Annotated in this window: 11 protein-coding genes; 5 read left to right on the plus strand and 6 right to left on the minus strand. The window is 68.7% G+C overall.

Annotated elements, in window-relative coordinates; genetic code table 11:
* Positions 1 to 89: 89 nt before the first annotated feature.
* Positions 90 to 1,001 carry a carbohydrate kinase family protein gene (locus VFA08_03225; protein ID HYZ12600.1) on the plus strand — a complete coding sequence of 304 codons (912 nt, stop codon included), beginning with the start codon at positions 90 to 92 and terminating at the stop codon, positions 999 to 1,001.
* The gene (locus VFA08_03230) at positions 998 to 1,900 is read left to right on the plus strand and encodes a pseudouridine-5'-phosphate glycosidase (GenBank protein ID HYZ12601.1); all 903 of its coding nucleotides are present in this window, start codon (positions 998 to 1,000) and stop codon (positions 1,898 to 1,900) included. Before VFA08_03225 ends, VFA08_03230 begins: the two co-directional genes overlap by 4 nt.
* On the opposite strand, the gene VFA08_03235 is transcribed toward VFA08_03230, so the two are convergent.
* The 6 genes from VFA08_03235 to ftcD form a co-directional block, all read right to left on the minus strand.
* Positions 1,901 to 2,947 carry a glycosyltransferase family 2 protein gene (locus tag VFA08_03235; GenBank protein ID HYZ12602.1) on the minus strand — a complete coding sequence of 349 codons (1,047 nt, stop codon included), beginning with the start codon at positions 2,945 to 2,947 and terminating at the stop codon, positions 1,901 to 1,903.
* 20 nt (positions 2,948 to 2,967) lie between these two features.
* Complete coding sequence (locus VFA08_03240; protein ID HYZ12603.1) at positions 2,968 to 4,143, minus strand: NAD-dependent epimerase/dehydratase family protein; 1,176 nt, start codon at positions 4,141 to 4,143, stop codon at positions 2,968 to 2,970.
* A gap of 124 nt (positions 4,144 to 4,267) precedes the next feature.
* Entirely contained in the window at positions 4,268 to 5,503 is a 1,236-nt protein-coding gene (locus VFA08_03245) for a cysteine desulfurase-like protein (GenBank protein HYZ12604.1), read from the minus strand.
* Positions 5,500 to 6,165: a DUF402 domain-containing protein gene (locus VFA08_03250; GenBank protein HYZ12605.1), complete on the minus strand. Its 666-nt coding sequence runs from the start codon at positions 6,163 to 6,165 to the stop codon at positions 5,500 to 5,502. The genes VFA08_03245 and VFA08_03250 overlap by 4 nt, the downstream gene beginning before the upstream one ends.
* 5 nt (positions 6,166 to 6,170) lie before the next feature.
* Entirely contained in the window at positions 6,171 to 6,809 is a 639-nt protein-coding gene (locus VFA08_03255) for a cyclodeaminase/cyclohydrolase family protein (GenBank protein ID HYZ12606.1), read from the minus strand.
* The gene (ftcD, locus tag VFA08_03260) at positions 6,806 to 7,729 is read right to left on the minus strand and encodes a glutamate formimidoyltransferase (GenBank protein HYZ12607.1); all 924 of its coding nucleotides are present in this window, start codon (positions 7,727 to 7,729) and stop codon (positions 6,806 to 6,808) included. The genes VFA08_03255 and ftcD overlap by 4 nt, the downstream gene beginning before the upstream one ends.
* A gap of 131 nt (positions 7,730 to 7,860) precedes the next feature.
* Here ftcD and VFA08_03265 point away from each other — a divergent pair, with 131 nt between their 5' ends.
* The 3 genes from VFA08_03265 to dinB are packed head-to-tail and all read left to right on the plus strand — an operon-like array spanning position 7,861 to position 12,801.
* Entirely contained in the window at positions 7,861 to 8,112 is a 252-nt protein-coding gene (locus tag VFA08_03265) for a DUF6504 family protein (GenBank protein HYZ12608.1), read from the plus strand.
* A gap of 31 nt (positions 8,113 to 8,143) precedes the next feature.
* Positions 8,144 to 11,506 (plus strand): DNA polymerase III subunit alpha, encoded by a 3,363-nt coding sequence (locus tag VFA08_03270; GenBank protein HYZ12609.1) that lies wholly within the window; start codon positions 8,144 to 8,146, stop codon positions 11,504 to 11,506.
* A gap of 53 nt (positions 11,507 to 11,559) precedes the next feature.
* Positions 11,560 to 12,801 (plus strand): DNA polymerase IV, encoded by a 1,242-nt coding sequence (gene dinB, locus VFA08_03275; GenBank protein ID HYZ12610.1) that lies wholly within the window; start codon positions 11,560 to 11,562, stop codon positions 12,799 to 12,801.
* Positions 12,802 to 12,820: the final 19 nt, after the last annotated feature.

Here is a 12,820-nt window from a genome sequence, read left to right on the forward strand (position 1 = left end):
ACGGGATCGTTTTCGACTGCGCCTATCAGTCTCCGTCCAGATGAAATCGACGAAATGGACGCGTTGGCTCGCCGGTTAGGGTTGCCGACGTGGACGTGATCGCGGTCGGAGACGTGATGCTCGACGTCCGAGTCGAGGCCGGGGCACTGGAGGAGGGCGGCGACGTCCACGGGAAAGTGCTCGTCCGTCCCGGCGGAAGCGCGTCGAACGTCGCCGTCTGGGCGGCCCACGCCGGCTCGCGAACGCGGATCCACGGCCGGGTGGGAACGGACACCGCGGGTGCGTTGATCCGCGACGAACTCATCCGTCACGGCGTCGAGCCGGCGCTCACGGTGGATCCTGAAGCCGACACGGGCACGATGCTCGTCGTGCACGAGCCCGGTGTGCGCTCGATGGTCGCCGACCGCGGGGCGAACGGCGGACTGTCGCCGCAGGACCTCCCGGACCGGATCCAAGCGACGGCCGTCCTCGTCTCGGGATACACGTTGCTACATGAGCCGACGTACGAGGCCGCCGCTGCCGCTCTGCACCGTGCCCGGGCGCGCTTCCTAGCGGTCGACGGCGCCTCGTGGCCCATGCTGCGAGACTTCGGCGCCGACCGCTTCTTCGAGGCGACCGCGGCCGCCAACGTCCTGTTCGTCAACGAGCGCGAGGCGGAGATCTTGACCGGCCGACGACGGGAATCCGCTGCGGATGCGCTCTCCGCGAGGTATCCGGTGGTGTGCGTGAAGCTCGCGGAGGCCGGCGCTGTCATGTCGTGGGAGGGTCTGTCGATCCGGCTCGAGGGAATTCCCGCCGAGGAGCTCGATCCGACGGGCGCAGGCGACGCGTTCGACGGGGTGCTCCTCGCGCAGCTTGCCGCGGGCCGTTCGCCGGGCGATGCGCTGCAGGCCGCGTGCCGCGCCGGCGCGCAGGTCGCAGAGAGCTATGAGACGTGGCCAACATCCAAGCGTGCCACCGAACGCGAACCCGCACGCGACGCGCCGGCCGACACTCGGTGAGCGAGCTCGTCCTCCCCGCCGAGGAGGTGGAGGATGCGCTGGCGTCAGGACGAGCCGTCGTGGCGCTGGAGACGAGCGTCATCGGGCAGGGGCTACCGCCGCCGAGGAACATCGAATGCGCCCAACGCATGACCGCCGCGATCCGCGCATCGGGGGCAACTCCGGCGTGGACCGCCGTCGTGGAGAGCGCGGTTCGTGTCGGACTCACCGATCCGCAGCTCGAGGCGTTCGCCGATCCGGGACGATCGTCGAAGGTCGCTCGGCGCGACATCGCGTTCGCCGTCGCGAACGGGGTCCTCGGCGCTACGACGGTATCGGCGACGATCTGGGCAGCATCCGAAGTGGGCGTTCGCATCTGTGTCACCGGCGGCATCGGCGGCGTGCACACGCGACGCGGCGACGTTTCCGCCGATCTCCTCGAGTTGTCTCGAACGAGCGTGCTGCTCGTCTGTTCGGGCCCCAAGTCGATCGTCGACCCGATCGCGACCGCGGAACGGCTCGATGAGCTCGGCATCGCAACGGTGGGGTATCGAACGGACCTCCTGCCGTTCTTCGTGGTCGCGGCGGCTGATGTCGAGCTAGATCAGCGCGTGGACGATGCCGCGGCCGCGTCGCGGCTCGTTCGCGCACAGGAGTCACTCCGCTCGACGGCGGCGATCCTGCTTTGCAACCCCGTCCCCGCCGCTTTCGCACTCGACGCGGCGGAGGTCGCGAACGCCGTCCGCGCGTGCGAGGACGACGCCGAACGCGACGGGGTCCGGGGCAAGGCGGTCACGCCGTTCCTGCTGTCGTGCGTGGCGGACCGAACCGACGGCTCGAGCCTCGAGGCCAACATCGCGCTGCTCGAGTCGAACGCCCGGCTCGCGGGTGAGGTCGCGGTCGCCGCCGCTACGGCCTGACTACCGGAGCCAGGTCTTGGCGATCGCCTTCGAGAAGTTCCACGCGTAGCGAAGTGACTTCGGCTTCTTCGACTCGCCACCCCGCCGCGTGAGGAACGTGACGGGAACCTCGACGATCCTCGCGCGCTGTCGGAGCGCCTCGATCGTCACCTCCGACGTCCAGAACTGGTCCTGTTCGAGGATCAGCGTCCGCAGCGTGTCGGCGCGCGTCGCCCGGTACCCGCTCGAGATGTCGGTGACGCGCTGCCCGGTCAGGATCGTCACCAACCACGAGAAGAAATGGACACCCGCGTTGCGGATCCACGGGCCGCGCTCGTAGTCGCCGAGCACCCGCGAGCCGTTCACGTGATCGGCCTGTCCCTCCAGGATCGGCTTGACGAGCACGGGGAGCTCCTCGGGCTGGTGCTGTCCGTCGGCGTCGATCGTCACGACGATGTCGGCGCCGAGCTCGAGGGCGATCTCATAGCCGACGCGGAGCGCGAGGCCGCCGCCGCGGCGGATCGGGAGGCTGGTCACGAGCGCGCCGGCCCTCCTCGCGACGTCGGGGGTTCCATCGTCCGAATGGTCGTCGACGACGATGGTGACCACGTGGTGCTCCTCGACCTCGGCAGGCAGCGCGTGGATCACGGCGGCGATGTTCTCGGCCTCGTTGAACGCGGGTGAGACGACCACGATGCGCTTGCCGGCGGGCAGCTCGGCGGCGCGGTCCCGATCGAACGACGCCTTGCCGATCGACTCGACGAGCAGGCGGATGCTCCGCTCGTTCGTATCGACGTAGGTCTGCAGCCGCAGAAGCAGAAGGAACAGGATCGCCACGGCGATCAGCAGGACCGCCGTGAGACGCCGACCCGAACCCGGCGCGAAGTTCAACGTCTCGAAGATCGGGTTGAACACGCCGGGCGCCGCCGCCAGTGCGATGACGCCCAGCGCGATGACGCTGGAGATGATCAGGCTCAGGCGGCTGATGCGTTGCCGGCCGTAGCGAACGATCGAGACGGCGACGAACGCCGCGGCGAGCGCGGCGCCCACGATCCGAAGGGCGAGCATCGATTACGTCGCGCGGACCCTCAGCGCGCCGAGCCCTCGCGGATGCCTCGCCACCTGGTCACCGGCAAGATGTGGTCGAAGACAACGCGGGCCTTGTATCGCTCGATGGTCGCGAACATCGACTCGATGAGCGTCCCGGACAGCAGGTGCGGCTCGAGCCCCAGGTCGAGCAGCTTGGTGTGCGTCGCCTTGTAGTAGTGCTCCTCCTTCTCGACGCGAGGGTTGTCGAGATGGTCGACGCGCACGTCGATCCCGACTTGCTTCCCGGCGCTCTGTACCAGCCTGGCCAGGTCGAGCACGGAGAACTGCTCCGTGAACTGGTTGAACACCCGGTACTCGCCGGCCTCGGGTGGATTGAGGATCGCAAGCTCGACGCAGCGGATGGTGTCGACGATGTTCAAGTACCCCCGTGTCTGTCCGCCCGCGCCGTACACCGTAAGCGGGTGGCCGATCACCGCCTGCAGGCAGAATCGGTTGAGTGCCGTACCGAACACCTCGTCGTAGTCGAAACGGGTGTTCAGACGCTCGTCGAGCGTGGTGTCCTCGGTCTCGATCCCGTACACGACGCCCTGGTTCAGATCGGTCGAGCGAAGGCCCCAGATGCGGCATGCGAAATGGATGTTGTGGGAGTCGTGGACCTTCGTCAGGTGGTACATCGAGCCGGGCAGCTTGGGGAACGGAAGGATGTCGCTCCGTCCCTGGTGATGGATCTCGATGAAGCCCTCTTCGATGTCGATGTCGGGCGTTCCGTACTCGCCCATCGTGCCGAGCTTCACCAGGTGCGCGTCCGGCGCGAACTCCGCCATGGCGTACAGGACGTTCAGCGTGTTGATGACGTTGTTCGTCTGCGTGAACACGGCATGCTCGCGGTCGATCATCGAGTACGGCGCGCTCGGTATCTCGCCGTAGTGAACGATGGCTTCGGGCGGGAAGTCGCGGAAGACGCGCTCGACGACGTCCCAGTCGAGCAGGTCGCCCTCGCTCACGCCGATCTCGAGCCCCGTAACCTCGCGGAACGCACTCGCGCGCTCGGGGAGCGAGGCCGCGATCGGGGTGAGCGAGTCCGTTCCGGCCTCGGCGTGCGCGTGTCGGCGGAGATAGTTGTCGACGGCGTGCACCTCGTGGCCGAGGCGCGCGAACCGCATCGACGTCGGCCACCCCAGGTAACCGTCGCCGCCGAGGATCAGGATGCGCACGGGATGTCCTCTCTCGGGGAGGGAACGGCGGTCATCCTAGCAACGCACCGCGCTGACCTGCGGTAACGCGGGAGATTCGGAGCGGGCACGAGCATCAACGCGTGCGCATCGGTACGACGGAGTTTCAACTGAGCCCGGCGAGCTCCTCGAGCGTCCGGTCGACCTCGTCGGGGGTGTTGTAGTGGCAGAACCCGATCCGGACCGCTCCGCCCGTGTCCTGCAGCTCAAGCCGCTCCATCAGCTCGAGCGCGTAGTAGTGCCCATCCCACACGAAGATTCCCCGGTCGGCCAGGAGCTTGGCCGTCTCGAACGGATGGCGGTCGCCCACGCGGACGGCGAACGTCGGCGTGCGCTCGTGCAGGCGACCGAGATCGGCGATCCCGTACAGGCGAACGTGCTGCATCGAGGTAATGCCCTTCAAAAACCTCGCCGCGAGCTCACGCTCCCAGGGCTCGATGACATCGGTGAACGAAGCCGCGAGCGCCTCGCGACGATTCGGCCTCGGGCCTCCGAGCCGGGCGAGGTAGTCGACCGCGGCGACCCACCCGGCGAACGCCTCGTGGTTCTGCGTGCCGGTCTCGAATGCGTGGGGGAGCGCGTCGCTCGCCGGCCTGACCTTGTACGGGTCGAGCTTCTCGAGGAGCTCGCGTCGCCCGTAGAGGATCCCGAGATGCGGTCCGAAGATCTTGTACGGCGAACACACGATGATGTCGGCACCGATGCCGCGTGCGTCGATCCGGCGATGCTGCGCGAGGTGGACGCCGTCGCACGCGATGATCGCGTCGGTCCGTTCGCGGACGATCCGAACGAGCTCCGTGGCCGGCGGGATCGTTCCGACCGCGTTCGATGCGAGGGTGAACGCGACGACCTTCGTCCGCTCGTTGAGAGAGGCCTCGAACGACGACCCGTCAAGTGTCACGTCATCACCGCGGATATCCACCCATCGAACGGAAGCGGCGGCGTCCCGCGCGGCAAGCAGCCACGGCCGGACATTCGCGTCGTGATCGAGCCGCGTGACGACGACCTCGTCGCCGGGCCCGAGCGTTCGGGCGATCGATCGCGAGATCGAAAGCAGGAGCGTCGTCGCGTTCGGGCCGAAGACCACCTCGTCGGGATCGGCGTTCAACAGGTCGGCCGCGGCTCGGTGCGTCTTGTCGATCAGCGCATCGGTCTCGCGGCTGGTCTCGAACGCGCCGTGGACGTTCGCGTTGCTTCGGCGAAGGTAGCCGGCCATCGCCTCGATGACGACGTCGGGCACCTGAGACCCGCCGGGAGCGTCGAGGAACGCGACGGGCCGGCCGTCGACTTCGCGCGCTAGGGATGGAAACCGCGCGCGGATGCCGACGACGTCGAGCGTCATCGGGCCTCCGCCCCGCGGTTGGCCGACTCGTGGGCAAGGCGAGCGTCGCCGAGCCGGTCCCACCCGGAGGGGAGTGCGGGCGCCGACCAGCTCGGGTCAGGGCGCCATGACCACCAGCCCCGATCGAACGGCGGTTCGCGCTCCAGGATCCTGCGAAGGCCGCGTTCGGCTTCACGTCGGAAGGCCGCGGCGTCATCCTCGCTGTAGGCGCCGAGCTCCACGCCGGTCGCAACGTCGTCCTCGTCCTTCCAACGCCACGACGACCGGTCGGGCTCAACCACGACATCCAGGTCGTGATCGAAGGTCTCGAACCCGAGCGCGAACCGACGCAGCGGAGCTTCCGCGTTGACGTACCAGTACATCGGATTCCAGCCCGTGTCCCAGAACTGCAGTACCGCGGCCCCTGCGCCCGGCCAGGCGAACGAGAGGACGTGCGCGCTCCTCCACACGTGCTCCGCGAGCGTCCATGTAGCGCCGGGCGCCTTCAGGCCGACTAACGGCCGCTCGTGCTTGGATGCGGGTCCGACCCACTGCGTGCCGGGCGGGATGTAGAACATCCAGTAGTCGGCATCGCGCACAACCCTCACAGCTCGCGCCACCCAGATCCTGTTTCGAAGGACCTCGCGCAGGACGACGGCCTCGCCCGGCTGAAATCGGCGCACGTCGCTCAGGACATCCGTTCGGCGAACTCGGCCTGCGCCCCGCGGAGCAGCTCGTCGGCCTGGGTTTTGAGCGACGCCGTCTCCGAGCGCAGCTCGCCGGCCACCGTTTCATCCTTCAGCTCGCCGGCGTTGATGTCGACGTTCGCGAGGGCGCCGTGCGTCGCGGCGAACAGCGCGAGTGCGGCGACGAGCCCGTCCGACGCAGCGTTGACGTTCCCACGCGCCGTGCACCCGGTCGCCGCGGGCATCAGGCCGACGGCCCTGCGCGCGACCTCGATCGGCACGCGCGCCGCGCCCTCGTACGCGCGCTGGATCGCGGCGCTCCGTTCGGCCTTCTCCCGGTCGTCGCCCTTAGGCATCTTGAACGCGGTCATCACCGCCTGGAACGCGCGCTCGTCCTGCTCGGCGAGGTCCAGGAACGTTCCGCGCACAGCTTCAGCCTCGTCGAGGTAGCCGCGCATCTCGTCCTCGACGTCCTCGTACTTCTCGCGACCGATCGTCAGGTTGCACACCATCGAGATCAGCGCGGCGCCGGCGGCGGCGGTGATTCCGGCGACGGCTCCACCGCCCGGCGTCGCCGCGTCCGAGGCGAGCTCGTCGAGGAACGCGCCGATCGTCTGCGGACCGAGTTCACGTTGGCTCATCGGACTCGTTCTTCCATGGCGTCGTCGCTCACGAGCCGCTCCAGGATCTGTGTTTCCTCATCGAAGCCCTGCAGCCGCACATGGTCGGCGTCGTCGTTCGCGAGCGCCGCCTCCGGCACAAGGCCGACGATCTCAGACGAAAGCACCCGCATGACGCGTTCGGCCGCCAGGCGGGCGACCGCGTCGAACGCCGTACGGATGCCCGTCACCTCGAAGTCGACGAGGTTCATGGAGACGGTGACCCCGCCGCGGTCCGGCGTCTCGAACCCGATCGCGCGCACGGCAGGAAGGCCACCGCTCGACTCGCGAACCGCGCGAGCGATCGCCTTCGCGTCGTCGACCGGTCCGGACAGGTAGACGTTGAACGCGATCAGCGGCTTCCTCGCTCCGACGGCCGTGGCGCCGGCCTTGCCGAGGCGGTGCGGTCCGAAGTCGGGGAGGCGTTCGCCGCGCGCGACGGCCTCGCGCAACCCCTCGTACTCCCCGCGGCGAACGTCGGCGAGACTCGCTCGCTCGGGCGAGATCGCGGCTCGGTCGTACAGGTACACGGGGAGGTCCAATTCGTGTGCGAGCTCCTTCGCGAACGCCCGTGCCAGCTCGACGACCTCGTCCATCGAGATCCCTCGGAGCGGCACGAACGGAATGACGTCGACCGCGCCCATTCTCGGGTGTCCGCCGGTGTGCCCGTCCATGTCGATGAGCTCGACGGCGTTCGCCGCGCCGGCGAGCGCCGCGCGCCGCACCGGGTCCGGGGCGCCGACGATCGTCGTGTCCAGACGATTGTGCTCGGCGTCCGCCTGCCGGTAGACGAGACGCGCGCCGGGAACGCTCGAGAGGGCATCGCAGATCGCGTCGATCACGCCGACGCGACGGCCCTCGCTGAAGTTCGGAACGCACACGACGAGCGCATTCGGATCCATCGCGTCGAAAGCCTACTCACCGCGGATATCCGAGTTGACCGCTGTCGGAGCACCGGTGTACGGTCTCTCCTGGACTCGAACACACGTTCGATTCGTCCGAGACCACCGCTGGTCACGGGCGTGGGGGCAGCATGTCCAAGCGCTACGACGAGGAGGTCGATGTCCGGGTCGAGCGCGATGCCGGCATGCCCTCGGCGTTCATCTGGCGGGGGCGCCGGTACGAGGTCGCCGACGTGATCGGGCGATGGCGGATCGAAGGGCGCTGGTGGGCTGACGGACGCGACCGCGAGTACTGGCGCGTCGAGGCACGTGGCGGCGCGGTGTGGGACCTGTATCACGACCATCTCCGCGACCGGTGGCACGTCGAGCGGCTGTGGGACTGAGATGCACCTCGTGGTCGTGTCCGTCTGAGCCGTGGATACGTTCGTCCATCTCGACGTGCGTTCGTACTTCTCCATCAAAGAGGGCGCGTTCTCGCCGGAGGCGCTGGCGCGGCGCGCGGGCGAGCTCGGCATGCCGGCAGTCGCGCTCACGGATCGGGACGGCCTGTACGGCGTGGCGAGGTTCGTCGAAGCGTGCGAGCACGAGGGAGTCCGCCCGATCCTCGGCGCTTCGCTCACGATCCGCGGTTCCGGAACGCTGCCGCTCGGTCCGTTGCGCGATGGACGCATCGTTTTCCTCGCGCGCGACGCGGCGGGCTACGCGAACCTGTGCAGGCTGATCACCGACGCGCACATGTCGGGCGATCGCGGCGATCCGTCGCTGACGCCCGAGCAGGTGTGCGCGCATGCTGCCGGCCTCGTCGCGCTGGCCGGTTCGTGGTCGCCGCCCGGCGCGCTCGCGGTCGCCGGTCGCGTCGACGCGGGTTGCGCGTCGCTCGATCCGTACCGCGAGGCGTTCGGCGACCGCCTGTTCGTCGCCGTGGAGAACCGGCTCGAGAAGGACTCGCGTAAGGAGATCCGCGCGCTCCTGCGTCTGGCCGAACGCGCGGACGTTCGCGCGGTCGCGACCAATCCCGTCCGGTACCTCGTCGCCGATGACGCTTTCTTGGCCGACGCGCTCGAGTGCATGCGCGAGCTCGTGCCGATCAGCCGGACGAACGTCACGCGCTGCAACGCCGAGGGGTGGCTGAAGCCGGCCGCCGAGATGCGCGCTCTGTTCGCCGAGCGCCCCGACCTGATCACGGCGGCGGTCGGGATCGCCGAGTCGTGTGAGTTCGACATCGGACTCCGTCGAGTGAACTTCCCGGAGTTCCCGACGCCGCGGGGACGGAGCGCGTCGAGCGTCCTCGCCGAGCGGTGCTGGCGCGGCTTGGAACGGCGCGAGCTGAAAGCGACGGCCAAGATCGAGGACCGGCTGAACCACGAGCTCGCGATGATCCACCGGCTCGGCTACTCGGCGTACTTCCTGACCGTTGCCGACATCGTGGCCGACGTTCGCGCGATGGGCATCCGCTGCGCGTGCCGGGGAAGCGCCGCCGGCTCGATCGTCTGCTACCTGACGGGCATCTCCGACGTCGACGCGGTCCGGCACGATCTCGCGTTCGAGCGGTTCTTGAACCCGATGCGCGACGAGCTTCCGGACATCGACATCGACGTCGAATCGGCCAGGCGCGAGGACGTCTACGACATGGTGCTCTCGCGGTACGGCGACGACCGATGCGCGTGCGTGGCGATGGTGGATACGTTTCGGGCTCGCGCGGCCGTGCGCGAGGTGGGCAAGGCGCTCGGCCTGCCCGAGCCAGAGGTCGACACGGTCGCCAAGTCGTTTCCGCACATCGGCGCGGGGGATCTCCGCGTGGCGATCGAACGATTGCCCGAGATGGTCGGCTCGAACATGAACGCCGGACAGCTCGAGACGCTGTTCCGGGTGGCCGAACGGCTCGACGGGTTCCCACGTCACATCTCGCTGCACCCTTCCGGCATCGTGCTTTCGAACGACGACCTGGTGACGCGCGTTCCGCTCGAGCGCTCATTCCAGGGGTACCGCGTGATCCAGGCGGACAAGGACGACGTGGAGCTCCTCGGTTACCTGAAGCTCGACGTCCTCGGCGTGCGGATGCTCTCGTCGATGCGACACGCGCTCGACGAGATCGCTCGGACCGAGCACATGAAGGTCGATCTCGATCGGATCTCCCTCGACGACGAGCCGACGTTCGAGCTGATCCGTGCGTCCGACACGCTCGGCTGCTTCCAGATCGAGAGTCCCGGCCAGCGCGAGCTGCTGCAGAAGCTCCAGCCGACCCGGTGGGAGGACCTGATCGTCGACATCTCACTGTTCCGGCCCGGCCCCGTGAAGTCGGACATGATCAATCCATACCTGCGGCGCCGACACGGGATGGAGGCGCCGACATACGCGCATCCCGCACTCCGCTCGGCGCTCCGCGAGACGTTCGGCGTGATCGTCTACCACGAGCAGGTCATGCGGACGGTCTCGTCGATCGGCGGGTACTCGCTCACGGAGGCCGATTTCATCCGCCGCCACCTCGACCGCGACGACATGGTCCCGTCGATGCGAAGTGACTTCCTCCGCCGAGCGAAGGCCCGCAACGTTCCCGACGAGGTCGCCGAACGGACGTGGAACGACGTCGCCGAGTTCGCCAGCTTCGGGTTCTGCAAGGCGCACGCGGCAGCGTTCGCCGTGCCGACGTACCAGTCCGCGTGGCTCAAGACGCACTACCCGGCCCATTTCCTCGCGGGCGTGCTGACGCACGACCCCGGCATGTACCCGCGCCGGCTGATCCTCGAGGACGCCCGCGAGCACGGCATCCCGATCCTGCCGCTCGACGTGAACCGCTCCGAGCCGGAGTACGTCGTCGAGCCCGTATTTCTCGACAGAGACGCTGAGATCGGGGCACGTCTCGGGCTGCTCGTCTCCGCTTCGCACGACGTTCGTGCTGAAGACGGCTCTGCGGGCTCCGCTCCGCTCGACGACGCCCGAGACGCGACCCCTCCCCGCGCGACGTACGGCATCAGGCTGGCGCTGAACGACGTGCACGGAATCTCCGACGCCGAGGTGCGCTCGATCCTGCAGGTGCGTGCGGATCGTCCGTTCCGCGACGTCGGGGACTTCCTGAGACGCACGGCGGTTTCGCGTCCGGTGGTCGAGGCGATCGCGCATGCCGGCGGGTTCGACGAGATCGACGGCGGCACGCGCCGCGACCGCCTGTATGCCGCGATGACGACCGCGCCGCAGCGCGAGGGCGATCAGCTGGCGCTCGAACTCACCGCGCGGATGAACGAACCCCATCGAACGTCGCTCGACGAGTACACCGACGCCGAACGGGTCCGCGCCGAGCTCGAGGTCCTCGGCCTGGATGCCAGTCGTCATCTGGTGAGCTTCTTCGAACCGCTCATCGCAGACCTCGGCGCGACGCGCGCGAACGACCTATATCGGCGTCGAGCGGACGAGCGCGTCATGGTCGTCGGTGTCAAGGTCGCGTCGCAGACGCCAGCGATCCGGAGCGGGCAGCGCATCATCTTCCTCACGCTCGACGACGCGACCGGGCCGATCGACGTCACGGTGTTCGAGAGCGTCCAGCCGAAGGTCGCCAAGACGGTGTTCCACTCGTTCGTTCTCGCCGTCGTGGGAACCGTCCGTCGCACGGGCGTCAAGGGCGTGAGCGTGATCGCGGAGGACGTGTGGGATCTCGTCGCGCTGCACCAAGCGCGACGCGACGGTCGGCTCGTCGAGGCGCTCGGGCACGAGGGACCGGCCACCGCCGCCGCCGTTCCGCGGAAGCTCTGGCACTCGAGCGGCGGGTCGGCCGGCCGCTGAGTGGCGCGACTAAGCTCCCTCACGATTGCCGCGCGGGGGCCGGAGTGAGCACCGTGAGCGAAGCGAACGTCGTGCGGACCCCGGGGCAGAAGATCCTCGAGTCGATCCTCCACGTCGACCTGGACGCCTTCTACGCGTCGGTCGAGGTGCTGAAGGACGCGAGCCTCGCCGGCAAGCCGGTCGTCGTCGGCGGCGCCGGCACGCGCGGCGTCGTGATGTCCGCCTCTTACGAGGCGCGCGCGTACGGGATCCGCAACGCCATGCCCGCCGTCCGAGCTCGCCGCCTTTGTCCGGATGCCGTGTTCATGCCGCCCGACTTCGAGTCGTACCAGGCGCACTCGAACCGGTTCCGCGAGATCCTGCTCGCGATCACGCCGACGGTGGAACCCATCTCGCTCGACGAGGCGTTCCTCGACGTGTCGGGGGCGTATCTGCTGTTCGGCGCGCCGGTGGCCATCGCGGAGAAGGTCAGGCGAGACGTCCGCGACGGCATCGGCATCGCGTGCTCGGTCGGAGTCGGGCCGACCAAACTCGTCGCCAAGTTGGCGTCACGGAAAGCGAAGCCCGACGGGCTTGTCGCCGTCACCGGCGAGGACGTCGACGCGTTCCTTACGCCGTTGCCCGCCCGAGCGCTGTGGGGCGTGGGGGAGAAGACCGCCGAGCTGCTCTCGCGACTCGGTGTTCGGACCGTCGGCGATCTCGCCCGAACGCCGCCCGCCGTGCTCGCCCGCCTCGTCGGCGAACAGCAGGCGACGAATCTCAACGATCTCGCTCGCGGCATCGACTCACGACGCGTCGTCGCCTACGAGGCGCCGAAGTCGGTGAGCCACGAGGAAACGTTCGATCGCGATCTTGACGATCACGAGGAGCTTCTGCGCGAGATCCTCGCGCTGTCGCAGAAGGTCGGTGCGCGCCTGCGCGAGGACGGGTATCGCGCGAGGACCGTGACGCTCAAGGTTCGGCTGGCGAACTTCACCACGCTGACGCGTTCGCGAACGACCGACCCGCCGACGGATGTCGCCGCCGACCTGTACCACCACGCGTCCGAGATGTTCCGCGCTCTCCCCGGCGCCAGGAGGCGGGTACGTCTCCTCGGCGTCGCGGCCACCGGACTCCTCGCTGCCGGAGAGCAGCAGCTGGCGCTCCTTCGCGGCGAGCGCTGGAGCGACGTCGAGCGCGCCGTCGATCGGATCGACAAACGGTTCGGCCTGGGAAGCGCGATGCCGGCGGCGCTCCTCGACCGACGTCGCGAACGCCGCGGCTCGTCCGACCGCGGCTCGTCCGACCGGGGGTAGCACATCGAGTTTTGCATGG

Source organism: Actinomycetota bacterium (assembly GCA_035640355.1).
GTDB lineage: Bacteria > Actinomycetota > UBA4738 > UBA4738 > HRBIN12 > CALGFI01.